Source organism: Streptomyces sp. NBRC 110035 (genome assembly GCF_000829695.1).
GTDB lineage: Bacteria > Actinomycetota > Actinomycetes > Streptomycetales > Streptomycetaceae > Streptomyces.
The window spans coordinates 480,152-505,999 of the sequence record NZ_BBNN01000015.1 but is presented as its reverse complement, the minus strand read 5'-3'; the positions used below and the strand labels follow the sequence as shown (position 1 = coordinate 505,999).

The 25,848-nt window shown below is 72.6% G+C and carries 18 protein-coding genes and 1 pseudogene; 2 read left to right on the top strand and 17 right to left on the bottom strand.

Annotated elements, in window-relative coordinates:
* Window positions 1-91: 91 nt before the first annotated feature.
* The 8 genes from tmk to bldG form a co-directional block, all read right to left on the bottom strand.
* A complete protein-coding gene (tmk, locus tag TU30_RS02365) occupies window positions 92-3,406 on the bottom strand; it encodes a dTMP kinase (RefSeq protein ID WP_042163749.1) in 3,315 nt (1,104 codons plus the stop codon).
* A gap of 145 nt (window positions 3,407-3,551) precedes the next feature.
* Window positions 3,552-6,461: a type I DNA topoisomerase gene (topA, locus tag TU30_RS02360; protein WP_042163747.1), complete on the bottom strand. Its 2,910-nt coding sequence runs from the start codon at window positions 6,459-6,461 to the stop codon at window positions 3,552-3,554.
* 267 nt (window positions 6,462-6,728) lie between these two features.
* A complete protein-coding gene (locus TU30_RS02355) occupies window positions 6,729-6,926 on the bottom strand; it encodes a hypothetical protein (protein WP_042163746.1) in 198 nt (65 codons plus the stop codon).
* Window positions 6,927-7,216: 290 nt separating this feature from the next.
* On the bottom strand, window positions 7,217-8,746 hold the full coding sequence (locus tag TU30_RS02350; protein ID WP_176726183.1) for a class I SAM-dependent methyltransferase: 1,530 nt from the start codon (window positions 8,744-8,746) through the stop codon (window positions 7,217-7,219).
* Window positions 8,747-8,905: 159 nt separating this feature from the next.
* Window positions 8,906-9,496, bottom strand: coding sequence for a small secreted protein (locus tag TU30_RS02345; RefSeq protein ID WP_042163745.1), 591 nt, complete (start codon window positions 9,494-9,496; stop codon window positions 8,906-8,908).
* Between the two features lie 196 nt (window positions 9,497-9,692).
* Window positions 9,693-12,098, bottom strand: a complete 2,406-nt coding sequence (locus TU30_RS02340) for a sodium-translocating pyrophosphatase (protein WP_042163744.1) — start codon at window positions 12,096-12,098, stop codon at window positions 9,693-9,695.
* Between the two features lie 525 nt (window positions 12,099-12,623).
* Window positions 12,624-13,061 (bottom strand): ATP-binding protein, encoded by a 438-nt coding sequence (locus TU30_RS02335; protein WP_042163743.1) that lies wholly within the window; start codon window positions 13,059-13,061, stop codon window positions 12,624-12,626.
* A 113-nt stretch (window positions 13,062-13,174) separates the two neighbouring features.
* On the bottom strand, window positions 13,175-13,516 hold the full coding sequence (gene bldG / locus TU30_RS02330) for an anti-sigma factor antagonist BldG (protein ID WP_003991900.1): 342 nt from the start codon (window positions 13,514-13,516) through the stop codon (window positions 13,175-13,177).
* Window positions 13,517-13,596: 80 nt separating this feature from the next.
* On the opposite strand from bldG, the gene TU30_RS02325 reads away from it, so the two are divergent.
* Window positions 13,597-16,134: a DEAD/DEAH box helicase gene (locus tag TU30_RS02325; protein WP_234307739.1), complete on the top strand. Its 2,538-nt coding sequence runs from the start codon at window positions 13,597-13,599 to the stop codon at window positions 16,132-16,134.
* A gap of 86 nt (window positions 16,135-16,220) precedes the next feature.
* Here the strand turns inward: TU30_RS02325 and TU30_RS36780 are convergent.
* From TU30_RS36780 to ssd, 7 genes and pseudogenes are all read right to left on the bottom strand, one after another.
* Window positions 16,221-16,430 (bottom strand): annotated as a pseudogene (locus tag TU30_RS36780) (Rv3654c family TadE-like protein); the annotation flags it as partial.
* A 413-nt stretch (window positions 16,431-16,843) separates the two neighbouring features.
* Window positions 16,844-17,209 carry a TadE family type IV pilus minor pilin gene (locus TU30_RS02320; RefSeq protein WP_042163738.1) on the bottom strand — a complete coding sequence of 122 codons (366 nt, stop codon included), beginning with the start codon at window positions 17,207-17,209 and terminating at the stop codon, window positions 16,844-16,846.
* Window positions 17,196-17,405 (bottom strand): DUF4244 domain-containing protein, encoded by a 210-nt coding sequence (locus TU30_RS02315; RefSeq protein WP_042163957.1) that lies wholly within the window; start codon window positions 17,403-17,405, stop codon window positions 17,196-17,198. The genes TU30_RS02320 and TU30_RS02315 overlap by 14 nt, the downstream gene beginning before the upstream one ends.
* Before the next feature lie 93 nt (window positions 17,406-17,498).
* Window positions 17,499-18,287 (bottom strand): type II secretion system F family protein, encoded by a 789-nt coding sequence (locus TU30_RS02310; protein WP_042163736.1) that lies wholly within the window; start codon window positions 18,285-18,287, stop codon window positions 17,499-17,501.
* Window positions 18,284-19,153 (bottom strand): type II secretion system F family protein, encoded by an 870-nt coding sequence (locus tag TU30_RS02305; RefSeq protein ID WP_107068348.1) that lies wholly within the window; start codon window positions 19,151-19,153, stop codon window positions 18,284-18,286. Before TU30_RS02305 ends, TU30_RS02310 begins: the two co-directional genes overlap by 4 nt.
* 130 nt (window positions 19,154-19,283) lie before the next feature.
* Window positions 19,284-20,588 (bottom strand): TadA family conjugal transfer-associated ATPase, encoded by a 1,305-nt coding sequence (locus TU30_RS02300; protein WP_370626544.1) that lies wholly within the window; start codon window positions 20,586-20,588, stop codon window positions 19,284-19,286.
* 110 nt (window positions 20,589-20,698) lie between these two features.
* On the bottom strand, window positions 20,699-21,805 hold the full coding sequence (gene ssd / locus TU30_RS02295) for a septum site-determining protein Ssd (RefSeq protein WP_042163732.1): 1,107 nt from the start codon (window positions 21,803-21,805) through the stop codon (window positions 20,699-20,701).
* Between the two features lie 577 nt (window positions 21,806-22,382).
* On the opposite strand from ssd, the gene TU30_RS02290 reads away from it, so the two are divergent.
* Entirely contained in the window at window positions 22,383-23,216 is an 834-nt protein-coding gene (locus TU30_RS02290; RefSeq protein ID WP_042163730.1) for an HAD family phosphatase, read from the top strand.
* 412 nt (window positions 23,217-23,628) lie between these two features.
* Here the strand turns inward: TU30_RS02290 and TU30_RS02285 are convergent, their stop codons facing one another.
* On the bottom strand, window positions 23,629-24,453 hold the full coding sequence (locus TU30_RS02285; RefSeq protein ID WP_042163728.1) for a hypothetical protein: 825 nt from the start codon (window positions 24,451-24,453) through the stop codon (window positions 23,629-23,631).
* Between the two features lie 94 nt (window positions 24,454-24,547).
* The gene (locus TU30_RS02280; protein ID WP_042163726.1) at window positions 24,548-25,819 is read right to left on the bottom strand and encodes a lipoprotein; all 1,272 of its coding nucleotides are present in this window, start codon (window positions 25,817-25,819) and stop codon (window positions 24,548-24,550) included.
* Between the last annotated feature and the right edge of the window lie 29 nt (window positions 25,820-25,848).

The following is a 25,848-nucleotide window of genomic DNA, read 5'->3' as shown; positions in this document are numbered from 1 at the left end:
GCCGGCCCGGGAAGAACGGCGCTGGGCGGGGGCCGTCGTTCCGCCCCCGCCCAGCCCGGCACCGGTGCACCCCGGTGGACCGCCGCTCGTGTCAGCGGCGCCGTCCCCACCCCTTGCCCTTGCCCTTGCCGCCCTCGTCGGGCCCGCCCGGTTCGCCGCGCTCGTCGTCGCGCGAGCCCAGCAGTTCGTCCGCCAGGGTCGGCAGGTCGTCCAGCGGGGTCTCCTCGGCCCAGTCCGAGCGCTGCCTGCGCCGGTCCGGCATGTTCCCGAGGTCGACCTGGGGCAGCTCGCGCGTGCTGGTCACCTCGTCGTCGTCCCGGGTGACCGCGGGAAGCACCGCCGTCTCCTCCGTGGCGCTCGGCGGCGGCACGGCCGGCAGTACCTCGGTCTCGTCGTCGGCCGCCTCCGGCGGAACCGACACCTGCGGCAGCTCGGTCGTCGCCTCGGCCTCGGACGGCTGGGAGGACCCGGCCCAGCCGGGCTGTCCCCCGCTCTCGCCCCGGGCGGAGTCGTGCCGGTCCTTGCGGAACCGGTCCGAGGATGCACCGGAGCCCGGCCCGTCCTCTCCGGCTCCGGCTGCGGCGCCCGCCGTGTCGCCCGGCACGCTGGGCAGCACCGCCGTGTCGTCCGCCGACGCGGACCCGCGGGACGCGTCCGACCCGCCGGAAGCATCCGGCCCACGCGAAGCGTCCGACCTGCCCGGCGTGTCGCGCGTGCTCGGCGTGTCCGGCGTGCTCGGCGTGCTCGGCGTGCTCGGCGGAATCGTCCTGGAGGGACCCGTCGCCGCCGCGGCCGCGGCCTGTTCCGCGAGGCGTCGGGCCTCCTCGGCCCGCCGCAGTGCCTCCTCGGCCTTGCGCTGCTTCTCCAGGCGCAGTGCCTCGGCCTCGGCACGCAGCCGCTCCTCCTCCTCGGCCTGCTTGCGGCGACGCTCCTCCTCCGCCTTGCGGCGGGCCTCCGCCTCCGCGCGTGCCTTCTCCTCGGCGAGGAGCCGCTGCCGCTCCTCCTCCGCTCGGCGGGCGGCTTCCTCGGCCCGCTGCCGGGCCTCCTCCGCCTGCCGTTCGGCCTCGCGCCGCTGCGCCTCCTCCAGCTCGCGCCGCTTGCGCTCCTCCTCCTCGGCACGCAGCCGGGCCAGCTGCTCCTGGCGCTCGCGCTCCAGACGCTCCTCCTCGGCCTTGCGCGCCGCTTCCTCCTCCGCCTTGCGGCGGGCCTCCTCCTCGGCCTTGCGCCGCGCTTCCTCGATGGCCTCGATCTCGGCCTCGGACAGCGGCAGCACCTGGTCGAGCCGGTGCCGGATGACCGTGCCGACCGCGTCCGGCTCCTGACCGGCGTCGACGACCAGGTACCGGCCGGGGTCGGCCGCGGCCAGCGTGAGGAAACCGGCCCGCACGCGCGCGTGGAACTCGGCGGGCTCCGACTCCAGCCGGTCCGGCGCCTCGGTGAACCGCTCGCGCGCAGTCTCCGGCGCCACGTCGAGCAGCACGGTGAGGTGCGGTACGAGGCCGTCGGTCGCCCAGCGGTTTATGCGGGCGATCTCGGTGGGAGACAGGTCGCGCCCGGCGCCCTGGTAGGCCACGGAGGAGTCGATGTACCGGTCGGAGATGACGACCGCGCCGCGCTCCAGGGCGGGCCGTACGACCGTGTCGATGTGCTCGGCGCGGTCCGCCGCGTACAGCAGGGCCTCCGCGCGGTGGGACAGTCCGGCGCTGGAGACGTCCAGCAGGATCGACCGCAGCCGCTTGCCGACCGGCGTCGCTCCCGGCTCTCGCGTGAGGACGACCTCGTGGCCCTTGTCCCGGATCCACTCGGCGAGCGTCTCGGCCTGGGTGGACTTCCCGGCCCCGTCGCCGCCCTCCAGGGCGATGAAGAATCCGGCGCCCGCCGGTGCGGGCGCCGGGTCGTCGCCGCCGAGCAGCGCGTCCCGCAGGTCGTGGCGGAGCGGCACCCCCGAACGGTCGTCGACCTTGGCCAGCACGAGTGCGGCCACCGGCAGCAGCAGCGCGCCCACCAGCATCAGCGTGAACGCGGCACCGCCGTGCGCGAAGACGAACCGGCCGCTCTCCAGCCGGTGCGGTCCGATGCCCGCGGCCACCAGTGGGGCGATCACCGCGCCGAGTGCCACGGAGAGGCGGACGACCGCGTGCAGGTGCTCCGTCGTACGGGCCCGCCGCTGGTCCTCGGTCTCCTGGTCGAGCAGGGTGTGCCCGGTGTTGGCCGCCGTGCCCGCGCCGACACCGGCCAGCGCGGCGATCAGCAGCACGCTGGTGACGTCCGGCACGAGTCCGGCGGCAAGCAGCGCGACGCCGGTGAAGGCGAGAGCCAGCGCGAGCAGCCGGCGCCGCGACAGCGACGGCAGCAGGGCCGGCGCCGTCCGTATGCCGACGACGACACCGCCGGTCAGCGCGGCCACCAGCAGGCCGTACAGCACGGGCCCGCCGCCCAGGTCCTTGGCGTGCAGCACGAACACGGCGACGGCGGCCGACACCGCGGCGGCCACGGACGCGGACGCGAGCACCAGCAGCGGCATGGCGCCGGTGCGGCCCCTGTCCGAACCGGCACCGGAACCGGTGCCGCTCCTCGGCCGGCGCAGCCCCTCCAGCGGCGACCGCGCGCGGGGGGTGCGCGTGCCGGGCAGCTCGAGGAACGTGACCATGGACAGCGACGCGGCGAACAGTCCGGCCGCGACGTACGAGGCGAGCGCCGCCTGGTGCTGCCCGAACCAGTCGATGCCCGCGCCCAGCAGGTTGTTGAGAAGTCCCGCGACGGCGAGGACGAGGGCCGCGGCGGGCACCGCCACGAAGCCCGTACGCAGCGACAGGCGGCGCAGCGCGTCCATGTGGTCCGGCAGCGGCCGCACCGTCGCGCCCTCCAGGGGCGGGGCGGGCAGCAGCGCGGGCGCCGCGCTCTCGCGGCACACCGTCCAGAACCGCTCGGCGACCGACGTCACGAAGGTGGTGACGAGGAGCAGGGCGAGCGCGTCGTCGGGCGTCCAGTCGATCCACAGCGGCGCGACGATGAGCAGGGCCGCCCGCAGTCCGTCCGCGCCGACCATGGTCCAGCGGCGGTCCAGCGGGCCGCCCGGCGAGGTGAGCGAGGTGAGCGGGCCGAGGAGGACGGCGCCGAACAGGAGCGTCGCGAGGATCCGCACCCCGAAAACGGTCGCCACTGCGAACGCGACGCCCCGGTAGCCGCCGCCGAACGAACCCTCGGCGACCGCCGCCTGGAGGGCGAGGAGCACCAGCACGAGGAGGGCGAGGATGTCCCCGACACCGCCCACGAACTGCGCGCTCCAGAGGCGTTTCTGCTGCGGGCTGCGCAGCAGGGCCCGGACGGCGCGCTCGCGGGAGTCCGCGACCAGGGCGTCGTCGGGGGCCGTCTGAGGGTCCGTTGGCGGCTCGGCTCGCGTCATGCGTTCAGCCTATCGGCCCGCGCCGACACCCCGGGCCTCCGCCCTGGCATGCGCACGTCCCGACACCGAAGCGTTGCCGGGACGTTCGCGTTCCCAACCCCCGGCGAAGATCCACACCTGGGAACGGGCAGGGCCTGAAGGCCCCTCAGCCCTCGGCTCCGGCGCCGTTCGATGCGGCCGTCGCCTTGTTCGCGGCGGTCTTCGCCGCGGCGGCCGTCGCCGTCGTCGTCTTCCGCGCCGTCGTCTTCGCCGCGGCCGTGGCCTTCTTCGCCACGGTCTTCTTGACGGCCGCCGTCTTCTTCGCCGGAGCCTTCTTGGCCGCCGCCGACTTGGCCGGGGCCTTCTTGGCCGTCTTCTTCGCCGTCTTCTTGGCGGGCCCCTTGGCGCGCTTCTCGGCGAGCAGCTCGAATCCGCGCTCCTGGGTGATCGTCTCGACGCTGTCGCCGGAGCGCAGGGTCGCGTTGGTCTCGCCGTCGGTGACGTACGGGCCGAAGCGGCCGTCCTTGACGACGACCGGCTTCTCGCTGACGGGGTCGGTGCCCAGCTCCTTGAGCGGCGGCTTCGCCGCGGCCCGCCCCCGCTGCTTGGGCTGGGCGTAGATCGCCAGCGCCTCCTCCAGCGTGATCGTGAAGAGCTGGTCCTCGGACTGCAGCGACCGCGAGTCGGTGCCCTTCTTCAGATACGGCCCGTACCGGCCGTTCTGCGCGGTGATCTCCACGCCCTCCGCGTCGGCGCCCACCACGCGCGGCAGCGACATCAGCTTCAGCGCGTCGTCGAGCGTCACCGTGTCCAGGGACATCGACTTGAAGAGGGAGGCCGTACGTGGCTTGACCGCGTTCTTGCCGGTCTTCGGGGTGCCCTCGGGGAGGATCTCCGTGACGTACGGGCCGTAACGGCCGTCCTTGGCGACGACCGGGCGGCCCGTCGCCGGGTCGGTGCCCAGCTCGAAGTCACCGCTCGGCTTGGCGAGCAGTTCCTCGGCGTACTCCACCGTCAGCTCGTCGGGCGCCAGGTCCTCGGGAACGTCGGTGCGCTGGTGGTTCTCGGAGTCCTTCTCGCCGCGCTCGATGTACGGGCCGTAGCGGCCGACCCGCAGCACGATGCCGTCGCCCACCGGGAACGACGACACCTCGCGCGCGTCGATCGCGCCCAGGTCGGTCACCAGCTCCTTGAGGCCGCCGAGGTGGTCCCCGTCGCCGTTGCCCGCCTCGGCCGCTCCGCCGCCGGTGCCGCCCGCGGGGAAGCCGCTGCCGGGGGCGCTCTCACCGAAGTAGAACCGCTTGAGCCACGGCACGGACCGCGCCTCGCCGCGCGCGATGCGGTCGAGGTCGCCCTCCATGCGCGCGGTGAAGTCGTAGTCGACGAGTCGGCCGAAGTGCTTCTCCAGCAGGTTGACGACGGCGAAGGAGAGGAAGGACGGCACCAGGGCCGTGCCCTTCTTGAACACGTAGCCGCGGTCGAGGATCGTGCCGATGATCGACGCGTACGTCGACGGACGGCCGATCTCCCGCTCCTCCAGCTCCTTGACCAGCGACGCCTCGGTGTAGCGGGCCGGAGGCTTGGTGGCGTGGCCGTCGGCCGTGATCTCCTCGGCAGTGAGGGCGTCGCCCTCGGTGACCTGCGGCAGCCTGCGCTCGCGGTCGTCGAGTTCGGCGTTCGGGTCGTCCGCGCCCTCGACGTAGGCCTTCAGGAAGCCGTGGAAGGTGATGGTCTTACCGGACGCGGTGAACTCGACGTCGCGTCCGTCGGCCGCCGTGCCACCGATCTTCACGGTGACGGAGTTGCCGGTGGCGTCCTTCATCTGGGAGGCGACGGTCCGCTTCCAGATCAGCTCGTAGAGCCGGAACTGGTCGCCGGTCAGGCCGGTCTCGGCCGGGGTGCGGAAGCGGTCGCCGGAGGGGCGGATCGCCTCGTGCGCCTCCTGCGCGTTCTTCACCTTCCCGGCGTAGGTGCGCGGCTGCGGCGGCAGGTAGTCGGCACCGTACAGCTGCGTGACCTGGGCGCGGGCGGCGGTGACCGCCGTCTCGCTCAGCGTCGTCGAGTCCGTACGCATGTAGGTGATGTAGCCGTTCTCGTACAGCTTCTGCGCGACCTGCATGGTGGACTTCGCGCCGAAGCCGAGCTTGCGGCTCGCCTCCTGCTGCAGCGTCGTCGTACGGAACGGGGCGTACGGCGAGCGGCGGTACGGCTTGGACTCGACGGACCGCACGGAGAACCGGGTGTTCTCCAGGGCGGCGGCCAGGGCGCGGGCGTTCGCCTCGTCGAGCTGGAGGGTGTTCGCGCTCTTCAGCTGCCCCAGGGAGTCGAAGTCGCGGCCCTGCGCGACGCGCCTGCCGTCGACGGACTGCAGACGGGCGACGAGCGTCGACGGGTCCGACGCGTCTCCGGCGCGGCCGGTCGCGAAGGCGCCGGTCAGGTCCCAGTACTCGGCGGAACGGAACGCGATGCGCTCGCGCTCCCGCTCGACCACGAGCCGGGTGGCGACGGACTGGACACGGCCGGCGGACAGCCGGGGCATGACCTTCTTCCACAGGACCGGCGAGACCTCGTAGCCGTAGAGGCGGTCGAGGATGCGGCGGGTCTCCTGGGCGTCGACCAGCTTCTGGTTGAGCTGGCGCGGGTTGGCCACGGCCGCGCGGATCGCTTCCTTGGTGATCTCGTGGAAGACCATCCGCTTGACCGGGATCTTCGGCTTGAGCACTTCCTGCAGGTGCCAGGCGATGGCCTCGCCCTCGCGGTCCTCATCGGTGGCGAGGAAGAGTTCGTCGGATTCCTTCAGCAGGTCCTTGAGCTTCTTGACCTGGGCCCGCTTGTCGGCGTTGACCACATAGATCGGCTGGAAGTCGTGGTCGACGTCCACACCGAGACGGCGGACCTCACCGGTGTACTTCTCGGGCACCTCCGCGGCGCCGTTGGGAAGGTCGCGAATATGCCCGACGCTCGCCTCGACGATGTAGCCAGGGCCGAGATAGCCCTTGATCGTCTTCGCCTTGGCAGGCGACTCGACGATGACGAGTCGGCGGCCGCCCTTCGCGGTCTCGCTGGTCGGGGACAACTTCGCTCTTCTCTCCGGTCGACGCTGGGGCCTCCCCGGGCTCTCGGCCCGGGGTCGGGTCTGCATGCACGGTTCGTGCCGCTGCGGAGTGTGACGGTACATCCCGCCCCCGTGTCAAACGGGAAAAGCCCGCAACGGCCACTCGAACGGTAACCCGACTTGCACCGTTCCTGCCGCCCGGACTGCCCAGACCCTGCCCGCCCCTGTGCGGAGCGCGACCTCCCGGTTACCGGAACCCCCTGTTCGCCCGCGCTCCCCGGCCGCCCCTCAGAGGCGGGTGAGGCACCACACCCCGACGAGGAGGGAGGTCAGCGAGACCAGGCTCGCGACGGTGACCGAGGCGACCGGGCTCACCCCCTGGGCCACGGGGCGACGCCGGCGGACGCTGATCGCGATCCAGGCCAGCAGCCCGCCCCCGAACAGGCAGAACACCATCCCCGTGAAGACCGCCGGTCCGCTTTCCATGGTCCCCCGAACCCTTCTTCCCGGCCGCTGTGCCGGCCCGGGGGTGAGGCTGGCACGCGCGAGCGGCGGGAAGGCGAACCGGAAGTGAACGCGGGGGCGACGGGGACGGGTGCGACAGGGGCGGGGGCGGCGGGGGCGGGGGCGGCCGACCCCGGTGAGGGCGTCCGCCCTCGGTGAGGGTGTCCGAAACCACTCGGAAGTTGGCGAACCCACCACCCTCCCGAGCCCTTCCTCCCCTCCCGGGCCCTCGATCCGCCCCCACCGTCGTCCGGGCCGGAAGTCCCGCACCGTCATCTCACCGGCTCCAGGAAGCCCTGTTCGACCAGCAGCCGGATCTGGGCCGGGGTGCGGTCGCGCAGCACGACCGGGTCCTCGCCGAGGAGCTGGGCGATGGCGTCGAGGATGCGGCCCGCGCTCATCGTGCCGTCGCTCACCCCCGCGAAGCCGGCGCCGATGGTGTCCACCCGGGTGGCCCGGCGCATGCCGCGGTTCTGGCGCAGCACCACATGCTCCGGGTCCTCCGCGCCGGGCAGCCCGACCTGCTCCTGCACCACCTCGGCGGCCAGCTTGAAGCGTGCCTCGAGCAGTGCCGCGTCGTCGTGCGCGCGGAGGTGGTCGAGCCGCTCGAAGTGGGCCCGCACCGTGTCCCCGAGCGGCTGCTCGACCGGATGCGGCCATTCCTCCACCGTGACCGACGGCAGGTCGGCACCCGACTTGCGCAGCGTGATCCAGCCGAAGCCGACCGCCTTCACCCCGCGGGCCTCGAACTCGTCCAGCCAGGCGTCGTACCGCGCCCGGTACTCGGCCGTGTCACCGCGGTGGTCACCGGCGTCCCGCAGCCACAGCTCGGTGTACTGGCTGACGTCCTGCACCTCGCGCTGCACGATCCAGGCGTCGCACCCACGGGGCACCCAGGACCTGAGCCTGTCCTGCCAGTCCTCCCCTTCGACGTGCTGCCAGTTGGCGAGGAACTGCGCGAACCCTCCGTCCCCGAGCCGCTCCCCCGCCTCCTGAACGAGCGTGCGGCACAGATCGTCCCCGCCCATACCGCCGTCACGGTAGGTGAGCCGCGCGCCCGGCGAGATCACGAAGGGCGGGTTGGAGACGATCAGGTCGTACTTCTCGTCCGCGCGGATCGGCGCGAACAGCGACCCCTCGCGCAGATCGGCGGCCGGGGCCCCGGAGAGGGCCAGGGTGAGCGCGGTGACGTGCAGCGCGCGCGGGTTGACGTCGGTGGCCGTCACGCGCGTGGCGTGCCGGGTGGCGTGCAGCGCCTGGATGCCGGAGCCGGTGCCGAGGTCGAGCGCGGAGGCCACGGGCGTGCGGACGGTGATGCCGGCCAGGGTCGTGGACGCCCCGCCGACGCCGAGGACGACGCCCTCGTGCGCACTGCCGATGCCGCCCGCGCCGCCGACCGCGCACCCGAGGTCGGACACGATGAACCAGTCCTCGTCCGCGGGCCCGCCGTACGGCCGCACGTCCACGGTCGCGGTGACGTCTCCCGCGCCGGCGCGGGCCAGCCACCCGTCCTCCAGGCAGGCGTCGACGGGCAGCACGTCCGCCACACGCGCGTGCGGCACGGACTGCTGCAACAGGAAGAGGCGCACGAGCGTCTCCAGCGGGGTGTCCCCGCGCGTGGCCCGGAAGGCGGGCACGGTCTCGCTGCGGGCCAACGCCGCGTACGCGGGGGCGCCGAGCAGTTCGAGCAGTCCGTCGGCGGTGAAGGAGACCCCGAGCAGCGCCTCCCGGAGGCGGGCGGCGGTGTCGGGACGGTCGGACGAGGGCAGGGGCGGCAGGCCGGTGTTACTCACACCCTCCATTGTGGCCGCCCCCCTCTCCCCGCGCGTGCCGTGGCCCGCCGCGACCGGCCGCGACCGCCACGGCGGTGGCAGCCGTCGCGGGCCACCGCCGTGGCCGGCGCGACGGTCGCGGCGGCCCCCGTGATCACGGGGTGGGGGCGGCTGCGCGCCGGCGCGCCGTCAGCCCGTCGTGGACTGCGCCGAACCGGTGGCCGTCTTGCAGCTGGGCTGCCGGGCCATCGCCTCGCCGACCTCGCCCTCCTCCAGCGTCTTGAGGGCGTCGTTGCCGCTCTTGCTGAGCTTGTCCAGCTCGGCGGCGATGTCCTTCAGACCGTCGGCGAACTTCGCCTGGTCGTCCGTGTCGAGCCCGTCGACCTGCTTCTTCAGGGAGGCGTACGAGGCGGAGATGCCGTTGAGTTCCTTGACCGCGTCCGTCTGCTTCTTCTCGCCGTTCTCCACGTCCGGCGCCCCCGCCTTGGTCACGGCCGCACCGATCGCCCTGTAGGCGTCGGACATGTCCTGGAAGGCTTTCGAGTCGGTCTTCTGGACCTCTTCCGGGGTGCTGTTGTCCGAGGTCTCCTTCTGGATCGCGGCGTTGGCGGCCTGGATCTTCTTCGCCTGCGGCTGTACCGCGCCGCAGACCTGGTCCGCCCAGGAGTTCAGCTTCTCGTTGTCGTCGTCGCCGCCGCATCCCGTCAGCGCCAGTACCAGTACCGCACCGCTGGACAGCGCGGCCGCGAGCTTCTTGTTCACCGGATCGGCCCCTTCCATGACTCCCGGCCCCGGAACATACACGCCGGATGCGCGACAGCTCCCCGTCGAATGTCCGCTAAGACCATCCTTGAAGCCATTTGCACCACCGAGAGAAGGCTCACGGCGAGGGGCTCACCGCACACAGCGCGGGCGGGCGACGCGTCATCACGACGCGCTGCCCGCCCGCACCTTGAACGGGGACTCGGTGGCGTGCCTACGACACCACCGCCGGGTCGGCCGATGGGGAGTCCGGTTCGGTATCGCCTTCGTCGCCCATGGCGATCCCGCGCCGTTTGGACACGTACACCGAGCCGACGATCACGGTCAGGGCGAGGACCGCGACCAGCACCCGTACGCCGACGTTCTTGTCCGCGCCGTAGGAGAACTGGATGACCGCGGGCGCGATGAGCAGCGCGACCAGGTTCATCACCTTCAGCAGCGGGTTGATGGCCGGTCCCGCGGTGTCCTTGAAGGGGTCGCCGACGGTGTCGCCGATGATGGTCGCCTCGTGGGCCTCGCTGCCCTTGCCGCCGTGGTGGCCGTCCTCGACGAGTTTCTTCGCGTTGTCCCACGCGCCGCCGGAGTTGGCGAGGAACACCGCCATGAGGGTGCCCGAGCCGATCGCGCCCGCGAGGAAGGCGCCGAGTGCCCCGACGCCGAGCGTGAACCCGATGAAGATGGGTGCCATCACGGCGAGCAGGCCAGGGGTGGCGAGTTCGCGCAGGGCGTCCTTGGTGCAGATGTCGACGACCCTGCCGTACTCCGGTTTCTCGCTGTAGTCCATGATTCCGGGCTTCTCACGGAACTGCCGCCGCACCTCGAAGACCACCGAACCCGCCGACCGCGACACCGCGTTGATCGCCAGTCCCGAGAAGAGGAAGACGACCGCCGCGCCCGCGATGAGCCCGACGAGGTTGTTGGGCTGCGAGATGTCCATCATCAGGCTCATCGGGGCGCCCTCCCCGCTGAGCCGTTCGCCCACCTCCCGGGCGCCGGTGGTGATGGCGTCGCGGTACGAGCCGAACAGCGCCGCCGCCGCGAGAACCGCCGTGGCGATGGCGATGCCCTTGGTGATGGCCTTGGTGGTGTTGCCGACGGCGTCCAGGTCGGTGAGCACCTGGGCTCCGGCGCCCTCCACGTCGCCGGACATCTCGGCGATGCCCTGCGCGTTGTCGGAGACCGGTCCGAAGGTGTCCATCGCGACGATCACGCCGACCGTGGTGAGCAGGCCGGTACCCGCGAGCGCCACCGCGAACAGCGCCAGCATGATCGACGTACCGCCGAGCAGGAAGGCCCCGTACACGCCGAGACCGATCAGCAGGGCGGTGTAGACGGCCGACTCGAGCCCGAGGGAGATACCGGCGAGGACGACGGTGGCCGGGCCGGTGAGCGAGGTCTTCCCGATGTCCTTGACGGGGCGCCGGGTGGTCTCGGTGAAGTAGCCGGTGAGCTGCTGGATGAGGGCGGCGAGGACGATACCGATGGCGACCGCGACGAACGCGAGGACCCGCGGGTCGCCGTCCTTGCCCTGGATCGCCGCGTCGGTGACGCCGTCGAGGCCGGCGTACGACGACGGCAGATGGACGAACACGGCGATCGCGACCAGGACGAGCGAGATCCCCGCGGAGATGAAGAAGCCGCGGTTGATCGCGCTCATGCCGCTGCGGTCGGTGCGTCTGGGGGACACCGCGAAGATGCCGATCATCGCGGTGAGGACGCCGATCGCCGGCACGAGCAGCGGGAAGGCCAGTCCGGCGTCACCGAAGGCGACCGAGCCCAGGATCAGCGCGGCCACCAGCGTCACGGCGTACGACTCGAACAGGTCGGCCGCCATGCCCGCGCAGTCGCCGACGTTGTCGCCCACGTTGTCGGCGATGGTCGCGGCATTGCGCGGGTCGTCCTCCGGAATGCCCTTCTCGACCTTGCCGACCAGGTCGGCGCCGACGTCGGCGGCCTTGGTGAAGATGCCGCCGCCGACCCGCATGAACATCGCGATGAGCGCGGCCCCGAGCCCGAAGCCCTCGAGCACCTTCGGCGCGTCGGCCGCGTACACGAGCACCACGCAGGCGGCGCCCAGCAGGCCGAGCCCGACGGTGAACATGCCGACCACACCGCCCGTACGAAAGGCGATCCTCATTGCTTTGTGCGAGACGGCGGTGAGGTCCTTTTCCGGCTCCCCCGGAGCCGGTGTGGCCTCGCGGGCCGCCGCGGCGACTCGCACGTTGGCACGGACGGCGAGCCACATGCCGATATATCCGGTGGCCGCCGAGAACGCCGCTCCGATCAGGAAGAAAACCGATCGTCCGGCACGCTGGTTCCAGTCGTCCGCGGGCAGCAGCAGGAGCAGGAAGAACACGGCTACGGCGAATACGCCGAGCGTGCGAAGCTGGCGGGCCAGATAGGCGTTCGCACCCTCCTGGACCGCTGCGGCGATCTCCTTCATTTTTTCGGTGCCCTCGCCGGCCGCGAGAACCTGGCGCACCAGGACGCCCGCGACGGCCAGCGCTGCCAGTGCTACGAGCCCGATGACCACCACGAGCACACGGTTGCCGTCGGTCAGCACGGCAGCTGCGAGGGAGAGGGGTTGGCCTGGCTGATGTGAGAGCGAAAGCTCCGCCATTCGTCCTCCTTGACGCTTGGGCTGAGCTCAAGACGTGGACGGGATTGTAGGTACCCGGAACCTGATCAAAACAGAGTGCGTTAAATGCAAATGGCCGCACATGTTCTTCACGCAATGATCGCCGGACGACCCGGGAACCACAATCCGTAATGCCACTGAGGCATTCGAGGGATCATTCACCTGATCAGGCTAATGATCCTTTCGGTGGTCGCGTAAAAACCCTTTCGATCACCTGGCTGGTCGTGAACGGATTCACGCGGTGAACGGCACTGCGGACAGCCCGCCCGGAACCGCTCGCACGCCCCTGGGCGCACAGGACCGTGTGCCCGGGGACCGCCCCGGAGGGGGCTGAGGACGAGGACGGAACGTGAAGGCGGAGCATGGCGGCGGAGCGCGGGGGCGGCCGGTACAGGGGCCACCGCAGGCGCGGGCGATCACACCCGCGCACGCCGAAGGGCCCCACAGGTGGTGGGGCCCTTCGGTACGAGCGAGTCGGGCACGCCCGGGTCAGACGGGTCAGACGGGTCAGACGGGGAAGGTGGCCGGCGGCGTGGTGGACCACCTCATGCGGATCGATCCGCCGTGTTCCCCGGCACTGACCTCGACGTCGTCGACGAGTCCGCTGATGACCGCGAGGCCCATCTCGTCCTCCTCGATCTCGGCCTCGGTGCCCCCGGGTCCGTCGCCGGGCGTGCGCCCGCCGGGAACCGCGTGGGGCGCCTCGTCACCGACCTCGATGGAGAACTGCTTCTCCTCCTCGATCAGCAGCACCTTCACAGGGGCCGAGATACCGCCGTTCTGGTGCAGTCCGACGGCACGCGTGCATGCCTCACCGACGGCCAGCCGGACCTCGTCGAGGACGGCCTCGTCCACTCCGGCCCTGCGCGCCACCGCTGCCGCCACCAGGCGGGCGGTCCTGACATGCTCGGGCAGCGCGCTGAAGCGGAGCTCAACGGTGGCCATGCATCCCCCTCGCAAACTTCGGGCGTGCTGTGGGGAGGCACCGGGCCGCCGAAGAGCCCGGTCCTCCTCGTACTTCACTGCTGCTCCCGGACGCGGACGCCCGGGACCGGTGATCAGTCGGTGGCCGCCACCGCTTCCTCGACCGAGGTGTGGATCGGGAACACCTTGGTGAGGCCGGTGATACGGAAGATCTTGAGAATGCGCTCCTGGTTGCAGACCAGGCGCAGCGAGCCCTCGTGGGCACGCACACGCTTCAGGCCGCCGACCAGCACGCCGAGTCCGGTTGAATCGAGGAAGTCCACACCCTCCATGTCGACGACAAGGTGGAAACTGCCGTCATTCACCAGCTCGACCAGCTGCTCGCGCAGCTTGGGCGCGGTATATACGTCGATTTCGCCACCGACCCTGACGATCGTGCGATCGCCCATGGTCTCGGTCGACAGGGACAGGTCCACGGATCCTCCAGCACCTAGCTTTCGAGCGGTCGCCCTTGGGGCATCTCGGCTCAGCCCCCCGGGACGGTTCGCCAGCCGCGATGGCATTCAATCACTTACCGGCAGGCGTGCACGACGCCTTGGCCCCATTGTCCGTCATGCCGGTGACACACTCGGTGCCGATGGCCAAGAATCTCCGACCCGATCGGCCCCCGGCGGACAGCACACCCCGGCCCTCGCCGGGGGCGCTCCTCGGTCGGCTCGCGGCCGGACCGAGCAGGGCTTCGCGCATTACTCATACGGAGCACTTGCCCCCGCGTGCGGGTCGCCATGCCGTCTGGCCGGACCGGATCCGGGCGGAGGTGCTCGCCGCCGTGCGGGCCGCGGGCATCGACCATCCGTGGGCCCACCAGGCACGCGCCGCCGAGCACGCCCTCGACGGCGAGTCCGTCGTGGTCGCCACCGGTACCGCCTCCGGCAAGTCCCTGGCGTATCTCACGCCCGTCCTGTCGGCGCTCCTGGACGGCTCCGAGGCCCCGAACGGCCGCGGTGCGACCGCCTTCTACCTGGCCCCCACGAAGGCCCTGGCGGCCGACCAGTGCCGTGCTGTGAAGGAACTTTCACAACCTTTGGGCCATTCGGTGCGCGCGGCGGTCCACGACGGCGACACTCCGTTCGAGGAACGCGAGTGGATCCGCCAGTACGCCAACTACGTCCTGACCAACCCCGACATGCTGCACCGGGGCATCCTCCCGTCCCACGCCCGCTGGTCCTCCTTCCTGAAGTCGCTGAAGTACGTCGTCGTCGACGAGTGCCACACCTACCGGGGCGTCTTCGGCTCGCACGTCGCCCAGGTGCTGCGCCGGCTGCGCCGCCTCTGCGCCCGCTACGGCGCCTCGCCCGTGTTCCTGCTCGCCTCCGCCACCGCCGCCGAGCCCGCGGTCGCCGCCCGCCGTCTCACCGGCCTGCCGGTGGTCGAGGTCGCCGACGACGCCTCACCTCGCGGTGAACTGGTGTTCGCCCTCTGGGAGCCTCCGCTGACCGAGCTGCACGGCGAGAAGGGCGCCCCCGTCCGGCGTACGGCCACCGCCGAGGCCGCCGACCTGATGACCGACCTCACCGTCCAGGGCGTCCGCTCGGTCACCTTCGTACGCTCCCGGCGCGGCGCCGAGCTGATCTCGGTGATCGCCCAGGAACGCCTCGCCGAGGTCGACCGCTCGCTGACCCGGAGGGTGGCGGCCTACCGGGGCGGCTATCTCCCCGAGGAACGCCGTGCCCTCGAACGTGCCCTGCACTCCGGCGAACTCCTCGGGCTGGCCGCGACGAACGCCCTGGAACTCGGCGTGGACGTCTCCGGCCTGGACGCCGTGGTGATCGCCGGTTATCCGGGAACCCGGGCGTCCCTGTGGCAGCAGGCGGGCCGCGCGGGCCGGTCCGGGCAAGGCGCCCTCGCCGTCATGGTCGCCCGTGACGATCCCCTGGACACCTTCCTCGTCCATCACCCCGAGGCCCTGTTCGACCGGCCCGTGGAATCCACCGTCCTCGACCCCGACAACCCCTACGTGCTCGCCCCGCACCTGTGCGCGGCCGCCGAGGAACTGCCGCTGACGGACGAGGACCTGGCACTGTTCGGACCGGCCGCCGAGGAGCTGCTGCCGCAGCTGGAGGCCGCGAAACTGCTCCGCCGCCGGACGAAGGCCTGGCACTGGACCCGCAGGGAACGGGCCGCCGACCTGACCGACATCCGCGGGGAGGGCGGCCGTCCCGTCCAGGTCGTCGAGGACGGGACGGGACGGCTGCTCGGCACGGTGGACGCCGGCGCCGCGCACACGACCGTCCACGAGGGCGCGGTCCACCTGCACCAGGGCCGCACGTATCTCGTCCGCTCCCTCGACCTGGAGGATTCCGTCGCCCTGGTCGAGCAGGCCGCCCCGGCCTACACGACGGTCGCCCGCGACACGACGTCGATCTCCGTGCTGGAGACGGACACCGAACTCCCGTGGGGTGACGGCCGTCTGTGCTTCGGCTCCGTCGAGGTCACCAACCAGGTGGTCTCCTTCCTGCGTCGACGTGTCGTCACCGGCGAGGTGCTCGGCGAGACGAAACTCGACCTGCCGCCCCGTACGCTGCGCACCCGCGCGGTGTGGTGGACGGTCACCGAGGACCAGCTGGACCGGGCCCGGATCAACCCGGAGGTCCTCGGCGGCGCCCTGCACGCCGCCGAGCACGCGTCGATCGGCATGCTGCCCCTCTTCGCGACCTGCGACCGCTGGGACATCGGCGGGGTCTCCGTCCCCCTGCACCCCGACACCCTGCTGCCCACCGTCTTCGTCTACGACGGTCATCCGGGCGGGGCCGGCTTCGCCGAGCGCGCCTTCCACACCGCCGGCGACTGGCTCACCGCCACCCGGCAGGCGATCGCCTCCTGCGAGTGCGAGGCCGGGTGCCCGTCCTGCATCCAGTCCCCCAAGTGCGGCAACGGCAACGAGCCTTTGCACAAGCGGGGTGCGGTACGGCTCCTCACGGTGCTGCTGGAGGGGGCACCGGTGAGGGAGGACGGAACGGGGGAGAGCGAGACGGAGCGGGCGGACGGAACGGGCCCGACGGGCGGTATGGCGGCGGAGGCCGGCCCGGGGTGAGCGGCAGCGGCGGCCACCGGACCGGCCGGCCCCGCCCGTGCCCTGACCTCCGCCTCGAACAGTGCTCGTCCCGCGGCCACCGACACGTCCGAGACCTCGCCCTCGAGGGTGCACCGCACCAGACGCGCGCCCTGCGCCCCGGCCACCCGGTCGGCCCGCGCGCAGGCCGCCGTCGTACCGTCCATCCACCGGTCCGCCGCCGCCAGCGCGGCGAGATCCGCACCACCGGCCGCCCGGTGCCGGACCACGACGGCCTGTCCCAAAGTGAGGACGGCACCGAAGACGACACACAGCACGGCGATCGCCCCGACGCTCCAGACGGTCGCGGAACCCCGGTCGGAGCCCTGTCCGGAGCAACGGTGCCGACCTGGGGGCCGGGCCTGGTGCCGGCGGCGCTCCTGACGCCGGTCCGCGTCCCGGTGACGGTCGGACTCCCAGCAGCCGCAAGCGTCCCGGCACCGGTCGGGCTCCTGGTGGCGGTTGCCGTCCGGGCCCAAGCCCCGCCCGGGCCCGGCCGCCTCCCGTCCGGCCTGTGCGGCGCGCCCTCCGGCACGCTCCCCACGGGTACGGCGCTCGGCCCTCCGGTCCGACGGACCGGCTCCACACCCCCGCCCACACCCCCGCCCACACCCCCGCTCGCGCCCTCGGCCGCGCACCCGGCCGCGCACCCGGCCACTCTGCCGTCGCCGCCTGTCACGGAGCTCCTGCTTCACGTGTCCGCCCCCGCCGTCTCCTCCACGGCCGCCACCGCCTCCTCCCGTACGTCGAAGGGCAGCCCGTGCAGCAGCGGGGGCCTGGCCACGACCGTCACGCGGACGTGCGTCGCCTCCCGGCGCACGGTGACCTCCGCGCCGGACGGCGCCGCCCGGCGGGCCACCTCGGCGACGGCACCGGGGGAATCCTGCCGGGCCGCCGCGCGGGCACCGGTACGGGCCGCGTCAACGCACCGGATCTGCGCCGCCACCACCAACAGCGCCCACACCAGCGCCATCGCGAACATCACCAGTACGGGCAGCACCATCGCCGACTCCGCCGTCACGAAGCCACGGTCCGAGCGCCGTTCACATGTCGCCATCGAGCGCCTGCTCCACAATCCTCGTCAGCGCCTCGTCGACCGGGCCGCTCGTGACCACCTTGTAGAGCACGACGGCGAAGGCCACCGCCGCCACGATGCCCATGGCGTACTCGGAAGTGACCATTCCGGCGTCCTTCCGTGAAGCGCGTCCCCCGCACAGCAGGGCATACAACCGCGCCCGTACCACCTGCATCACCTGATACATCTCCACTCCCTCATGTGAAAGTCCTGTTGAAACACCACGTGGCTGTCCGACGGTTCGTCCTGCCGCCGATCCGGTTCCCTCCCGTCATCGACCACCCCCTCCCAGCACCCCGCCGGCGAGTCCGATCACCACGGGCAGCACGCCGACCGCGATGAAGGCGGGAAGGAAGCACAGCCCGACCGGCGCGGTGACCATGACGGCGGCCCGCCGTGCCCGTGCCGTCGCCTCGCGGGCCCACTGCGCGCGGGACTCCGCGGCGAGCCGCGCGACGGGCGCGGCCATGGGGAGTCCGGACACGTCGGCCCGTTCCAGCAGCCGGGCCAGGGCCGCGGCTCCCGGCACAGCGGCCAGCCGACGCCAGGCCTCGCCCGGTTCCCCACCGAGCCGTACCTCCGCCGCGCCTCTGGCCAGCGCGTCCCCGACCGGCCCGCCCAGGGCCTCACCGACGGCCTGCGCAGCGGGTACGGGTCCGGCGCCGGCCGCGATGCAGGCGGCCAGCAGATCGGCGGCAAGGGGGAGTTGCCGTGCCGCACGGGCCTGCGCGCGTTCCCGCTCGTGCGTGCCGGCCGCCGTCTGCCGCAGGCGCCATCGCCACAGTCCGGCGGCGCAGGCCAGCCCGACCAGTACTCCGGTGGGACCGCCCACCAGCAACCAGCCCGCGCAGGCCACGCCCGCCGGGGGCAGCCAACCGCGCGCGCCTCCCGGCACGGTGAGGCGCGACCGGGCAGCCGTCTCTTCCTCGGCCAGCGTCTCGGCCAGCCGTCGTCGCAGCCGGCGCTCGCACCGCACGTGGCGCAGCCACCAGGCCGGCCAGCCGAGCGCCAGCGTCGCCCCCACGACAATCCCCAGCCCGTGGACAGCCTCGCCGCTCATGCCGACGCCTCCTCGGCACCCCGCATGATCCGCAGCACCCACCACAGTCCCAGGCCCTCCAGGACCCCGCCGGCCACGAGACAGCCGAGCCCCGACGGGGTGTGCAGGAGGACGTGCAGGGGGTCGGCCCCGAGTGCGGCGCCGAGCCCGAGCCCCAGGGCGGGGAGCCCGGCGAGTACCACCGCGGTGGCGCGGGCGCCGGACAACTGGGCGCGCAGGTCGGCACGCTGGCTCCGTTCGGCACGCAGCGCCGCTTCCAGCCTGTCCAGTCCGGCCGCGAGTCCCGCCCCCTGGTCCACGGCGACCCGCCAGCACGCGGCAAGTCCCCGGAGCCCTTCGGCGCCCGGCTGCCGCGCCGCCACCGCGAGTCCTTCCGGTACGTCCCCGCCGAACCGTGCCGCCGCCAGCACCGCCGCCCGGGCGGCACCGAGCCCACCGGACTCCCGCACGGCCGGTGACAGCGCCTCACCCGGTTGCCGCCCCGCGCGCACCTCCCCGGCGAGCGCCCCGCACAGTGCGATCACCGCGTCGCCCCGGCGCTCACGGGCCCGGCGCTCCTCAGCGGCCAGCCGCCCCCGCCGCAGCAACGGCACCCCGGCCGCGCCCGCGACGAGCGGCAGCGCCGATGCGCCCAGCAGCGCGAGCACCGCCCCTGCGGCCAGGGCCCACCATTCGGCCCGCAGCCTTCCCCGGATGCGTCCCCACGCGCGGATCACCCGGGGCCATCCCGGCGGCCCGCTCCCGACCGGCCCCCCGTCGGCCAGCAGCAGCCGCGCCCGCCTGGCTCCGGCCCGCCGGCCGCCCAGCAGCCACGCGGCGGCCCCCAGGCACGCCATGGCCGTCCCCACCGACATCCCGGTCGGCATCCCTGCAGTCCCGTTCACCCTCGGTCCTTCCTCACCTTCTGCTGTCTCCACCGGCTCAGCGGCCCTTCGCTCAAGGGCCCTTCGGTCAAAGACCTCTCGTCCAGAGGACGGCCTCCCGCGAGCCGCCCGCTCACAGTCCGCCCCCGTCGGCGCCGCCGCTCCGGAGCAGGCCCCGCAGCCGCTCCCATCCCCGCTCGGGGACGAACGCGCCGGAACCCCAGCGCAGGGCGGGCACGGTCCGCACCAGCCCCGACGAGTCCCGTTCCAGCACGTGCAGCTCAGCGATCCGCCGCCGGCCGGTCCGGTCGCGGACGAGGTGCAGCACCACGGACAGGGCGGCCGCCAGTTGGCTGTGCAGTCCGAAACGGTCGAGCCCGGCCGCCGTGCCGAGCGCCTCCAGCCGGGCGGGTACGTCCGCGGCGGCATTGGCATGGACGGTTCCGGCGCCCTCGTGTCCGGTGTTGAGGGCCGCGAGCAGATGGACCACCTCGGGGCCGCGCACCTCGCCCACGACCAGCAGGTCCGGCCGCATCCGCAGCGCCTGGCGCACCAGGTCCTCGAGCGTGACGAGCCCGGCGCCCTCCTGGTTCGCGGGCCGGGTCTCCAGGCGTACGACGTGCGGGTGGTCGGGCCGCAGTTCGGCCGAGTCCTCGGCGAGGACGATCCGCTCGTCCGGAGCGACCAGCCCCAGCAACGCGCTGAGCAAGGTCGTCTTACCGGTTCCGGTGCCGCCGCTGACCAGGAAGGACAGCCGTGCGTCGAGCAGTGCGCGCAGAATCCGGTCGCCGCCCGGCGGCACCGTTCCGGCCGCCGTCAGTTCGTCCAGGGTGAAGGCGCGGGGCCGTACGACGCGCAGCGACAGGCAGGTGCAGCCGACGGCCACCGGGGGCAGCACGGCGTGGAGCCGCGTCCCGTCGGGCAGCCGCGCGTCGACCCAGGGCCGGGCGTCGTCCAGGCGGCGGCCTGCCACGGCGGCGAGACGCTGGGCGAGTCTGCGTACGGCCACCGCGTCCGGGAAGGAGACGCCCGTCAGCTCCAGCCCGCCGCCCCGGTCCACCCAGACCCGGTCGGGCGCCGACACGAGCACGTCGGTGACCGACCGGTCGGCGAGGAGCGGGTCCAGCGGTCCGCTGCCGATCAGTTCGGACCGCAGGTGTTCCGCGGCGCCCAGCACTTCGGCGGCACCGAGCACCCGCCCCTGCTCCCGCAGGGCCTGAGCCACTCGCGCGGGCGTCGGTTCGGACCCGCTCTCCGCGAGCCACCGCCGTACTCCGTCGAGCAGTCCGGGAGGCGCTCCCGGCCCACTCCCGGCGGCGCTCACCGGCGTACCGGGTGTCCTTCCCGCCGTCGGCGCCCCGGCCCCGTGCCCCGCCGCCCCGCCGCTACGGGAGCCCGCGGCAGCCAGACCGCCGCCCCCGCCACCGGCCGGGCCCATGCCCCCGAACCCCGTCGGCGGCGTCCCCCACGGCTCCGGGGGCAGTGTGCCCTCCCGGCCGCCCACCGGCATCCCGTGCGGCCCCTCCGGCCTCTGACGTACTCCGATGTTCATGCGGCCCTAGCCTCCACCAGCGCCCGCTCCCAGAACTCCTTGCAGAACCGGGCCAGCGGGCTCCGGCTCGACACCCCGGGCGGCCGTTCCGAACCGGGCGGGCGCTGCAGTCCGGGCTCGACGGGTACGTCGCCGACGAGAGGCAGGCCGAGCAGCCGGGCCACCTCTCGGTCGTCGAGGCCGGGCGCGTACGGACCGCGTACCGCCACCCGCAGGTCCCGCAGGACCATGCCGACGGCGGAGACGACGCGTCCGGCCGCCGCGACGGCGCGCAGTTCGGCGGGGACCACCAGGAGCCCGAGGTCGAGTTGCGCAAGGATCTCGGCCACCCCGCCGTCGACGCGCCGCGGCAGGTCGACCACGACCGTGCCGCCCCCTCGCCGGGCCGCGGCGAGCACCGCCCGTACGGCCTGCGGCGGCACGGTGACGCAGTCGCCGCGATCCCAGCTGAGCACCCGCAGGGAGTGCAGTTCGGGCAGCGACTCCTCCAGGGCGCCGCCACCGACCCGCCCCCGTGAGGCGGCGAAAGCGGGCCAGCGCAGCCCTTCCGCCGTTTCGCCGCCGAGGACCACGTCGAGTCCGCCGCCCAGCGGATCCGCGTCCACCAGGAGGGTGCGCAGTCCCTCACGCGCCGAGGTGACGGCGAGCGCGCACGCGAGCGTGGAGGCGCCGGCCCCGCCCCGGCCGCCGAGGACGCCGACGGTCAGGGCCGGCCGGCCCACGCCCTCGGCCACATCGGCGATGCGGTCGACCAGCCACTGCTCGCCATCGGGCAGCATCAGCACATGGTCGGCGCCGATCTCGACGGCCCGGCGCCAGACCCCGGAGTCGTCCTGGTCGCGGCCGACCAGCACCACTCCGCGCCGCCGCGCGGCACCGCGCACGCGCCGCGCGGCGTCGTCCCCGACGAGGACGAGCGGTGCGGCCTCCCAGCTGCCCCGCTGCTCCGGTACCCCGTGGTGGACCTCCGGGGTGGCACCGGCCGCCGCGCACAGGCGCAGCAGATCGTCGAGAAGCCCGGCGTCCTCGGTGACGATCAGCGGTCCGCCCGGCCGACCTCCTCCGGCGTCGGGCGGCGGATCGTGTGTAACGGTTCCTGCCATTTCCTTCCCCCTTCGCTGCATCACGCGCCGCCTCTGCGGCCCCGCGATTCCCAAACGTGTGAAAAACCGGCAAGCGGTCTCCTTATGAACGGCCGGCGGAAACCGGCCGTACGCGACTCGCCAAACGGAACGGGCGGTGAACTCGCCGCGAGCGGGACGCGCTGGAATCACGGTGCGGCGATCCGGAAAATCGTGTGGATCTTGGTCGAAAACTGTGGACAGTCCGCCGCCTGTGAATATCGCCGTCACCCGTACAGGTGAGTCCTGGGCAACCCCGGGAGTATCTCGCAGAGCACCTCAACAACTACACAGAGCAACGAGACATGTACATGACAATTCCCCCGGTCATGGCCGTCGAGCTGCGCCTCGACGGTGAAAAGAAGGAGGAAAAACCCACCCGGACATGCGACGACCCCCGCCGGGGGGGAGAGCGGGGGTCGTCCCCACGGCCGACTCGGGGGGGGAGGAGCCGGACCGGGTTAGCACGGTCGCGAACGATCCGTGACTTCCATGGTGTACCCGAGAGCCCTCTCAGGCAAACCCACGCGCCACACCTTACGCCGAATGGGCTGCGCCTATGCTCAGGGACGTGGAAAACCACTCACTGCCCCGTACAGCCGCCTTCTTCGACCTGGACAAGACGGTCATTGCGAAGTCGAGCACGCTCACGTTCAGCAAGTCGTTCTACCAAGGCGGCCTGATCAACCGCAGGGCAGTCCTGCGTACCGCGTATGCCCAGTTCGTCTTCCTGGCCGGCGGCGCCGACCACGACCAGATGGAGCGGATGCGCAAGTACCTGTCCGCACTGTGCCGCGGCTGGAACGTCCAGCAGGTGAAGGAGATCGTCGCCGAGACCCTGCACGACCTGATCGACCCGATCATCTACGACGAGGCCGCCACCCTCATCGAGCAGCACCACGCCGCCGGCCGCGACGTGGTGATCGTGTCCACCTCGGGCGCCGAGGTGGTCGAGCCGATCGGCGAGCTGCTGGGCGCTGACCGGGTCGTCGCCACCCGCATGGTCGTGGGCGACGACGGGTGCTTCACCGGGGAGGTGGAGTACTACGCGTACGGGCCGACGAAGGCCGAGGCGATCAGGGGGCTGGCCGAGTCGGAGGGCTACGACCTCACCCGCTGCTACGCCTACAGCGACTCGGCGACCGATGTGCCGATGCTGGAGTCCGTGGGCCACCCGCACGCCGTGAACCCGGACCGGACGCTGCGCCGCGAAGCCGTCGCGCGCGCGTGGCCGATCCTGGACTTCCACCGGCCCGTCCGGCTCAAGCAGCGCATCCCCGCGCTCTCCGTCCCGCACCGCCCGGCCCTCGTGGCGGCGGCCGCGATAGGAGCCGCCGCGGCCACCGCGGGCCTGGTCTGGTACACCAGCCGGCGCCGCGCGCCGGTGGCCTGACCGGGCACAGCGAAGGCGCACCCGCTGGGCCGTCCGCGGGGCCGGGTTTCCGTCCGGCACCCGGACGCCCGATCGGCGCGCCCTCGAACCCAAAAGTAAAGAAGCGGGACCTCCACTTCCGCTTGCTTGGAACCTGGAGTACAAAGGACTCAACGGCCCGCGAGACCAAGGACATCCGAGAGGATCACCTTCACAACGCATCTGGCCCCACGGACCGAGCATGGCCACAGGGCACCCACGCGACGTCGACCCGTCGATTACGGGCCAGCCGCACCAGGGACGGGCAGAGTTCCCGACCTGATGGGCACATATCGAGGACGCCTGGTAACCAGGTGGACATGCCAGCGGCGGTACGAGAACTCGTACCGCCGCATTTCTGCGCAGGCCCCCGCACTCGGGCCCCGAGCGCGCGTTACGCCGCCCCGCGCTGCAGTGCCTCGCACACCGCCATGGACTCGCGTGCCCCCAGCTCGACCGCCCGTCCGCAGTGGGCGATCCAGGCGGCCACACCCTCGGGGGTGCCGGAGGCGTAGCCCTCCAGCGCCGTCAGACAGGCCTCGCGGCCCAGTTCGGCGTGACCGACCTCGGCAGGGCAGACCGACTTCGGGTCCAGTCCGCTGCCGACCAGCACGATGCGCTCGGCCGTACGTGCGAGAAGGCCGTTGTGGGAGGTGAAGGGGCGCAGCGCGAGCAGTTCGCCATGCACGACGGCGGCCGTGACCAGCGCCGGGGCGGGACCGCCCGCGATGATCAGCTCGGCCAGGCCCTCCAGCCGGCCGTGCGCCTCCGCCGAGCCGGGCAGCGGAAGGCCGATCAAGGGCTCGTCGACCCGCTCACCGTCCTTCCGGGGCCGTCCGACCCGGTCGGCCCGGTCGGCTGCCGCCACCAGGTGCAGTCGGGCGAGCACCCTCAGCGGGGACTGCCGCCAGATGGTCAGCAACTGGCCCGCCTCGGCGGACAGCCGCAGCGCGGCGCCCACCGTGCGTGCCTCGTCGTCGGTGCCGAAGTCGCTGCGCCTGCGTACCTCCTCCAGCGCCCAGTCCGCGCCGGACAGCGCGGCCGAGCCGCGGGCACCGCGCAGCGCCGCCTCGGAAGTGATCTCGTTGCTGCGCCGCCGCATGACCCGGTGTCCGTAGACGCGGTCCACGGCCTTGCGCACGGATTCCACGGATTCGGCCACACCGGGCAGCGAGCCCAGGGCCGCGAGCGGATCGGCGGTCGCCCCTGTCGTACTCATGAGTACGACATTACGCACCTCCGGCGCCCGCCCCTCGAAGGAGTGGCCTTCTTCACGCCGGATCGCCGCCCGCGGCCACGGCGGAGGCCGCCGCTCACCCCTCCGCGGCGGGTGCCCCGGGTACACCCTTGGGAGCCGGGGCGGGGCTGGCGGACAGGAAGGACTTCCAGCCCTGCTTCGGGGCCTCTCCCACATTCAGGGTGCGCAGCTTCTCCAGGGTCTGCGGGTCCTGGGCGTCCAGCCAGTCCGCGAGCTGCCGGAAGGAGACGCAGCGCACCTCCGGCTTGGTGCACACCGCCTCGACGGTCTCCTCGACGGCGCGCATGTAGGTGCCGCCGTTCCAGGACTCGAAGTGGTTGCCGATGATCAGAGGTGCCCGGTTGCCGTCGTAGGCCCGCTGGAAGCCCGCGACGAGGCCGTCCCGCATCTGGTCGCCCCACAGTTCGTGCTTCGCGGGGTCGCCCTGGGTGGTGGTGCCGGACTGGTTGACCATGAAGTTGTAGTCCATGGTGAGCTGCTCGAAGGAGTGCCCGGGGAACGGGACGAGCTGCAGCGACAGGTCCCACAGGCCCCGCTTCTTCTTCGGCCACACCTGGTTGTTGACGCCACTGGTGTCGTAACGGAAGCCCAGTTCGCCCGCGGCCCTCGTGAAGTTCTCCCGGCCCTCCAGGCAGGGGGTGCGGGCGCCGATGAGCTCCTTGTCGTAGTCGAAGGGCAGGGGGGCCGCGTCCTTCATGCCGGTGTGCGTCTTCCAGGACTTCACGAACTCCTTGGCCTGGGCGATCTCGTCCTTCCACTCCTCCACCGACCATTCGCCGACCCCGCCGTCGGCACCGCAGAAGTGACCGTTGAAGTGGGTGCCGATCTCGTCGCCCTCCAGCCACGCGAGGCGCAGCTGCTCCACGGTGGCCGCGATGCCCTCCGCATCGTTGAAGCCGATGTCCGAACGGCCCGGCGAGTGCTGTGGCGGGCGGTACAGGTCCCGCTTCTCCTCCGGAAGCATGTACACGCCGCTCAGGAAGTACGTCATGCTCGCGTCGTTCTCCCTGGCGACCTTGCGGAAGTGCGAGAAGAGCTTCTGGCTGTCCTCACCCGCGCCGTCCCACGAGAAGACGACGAACTGCGGGGGCTTCTCACCGGGCTTCAGCCGCTCGGGCCGGGTCAGGTGCGGCTGCTCCCCGGTGTACGCGGTGGAGCCGTCGCCGATCAGACGGACCACCTTCTCCGGTGCGGGCGCCGGCTTCGCCCTCTCGGGGCCGTGCGATTCCTTTCCGGAGCCCTCGGCGCCGGTTCCGCAGCCGGCGAGCGAGGCGGCGCAGACCGCGGTGATCACGGTGCCCACGGCGATCCTTCGGGTGGCGGCCATGCCCGCCCACCTTCTTCCTTCTCTCGGGC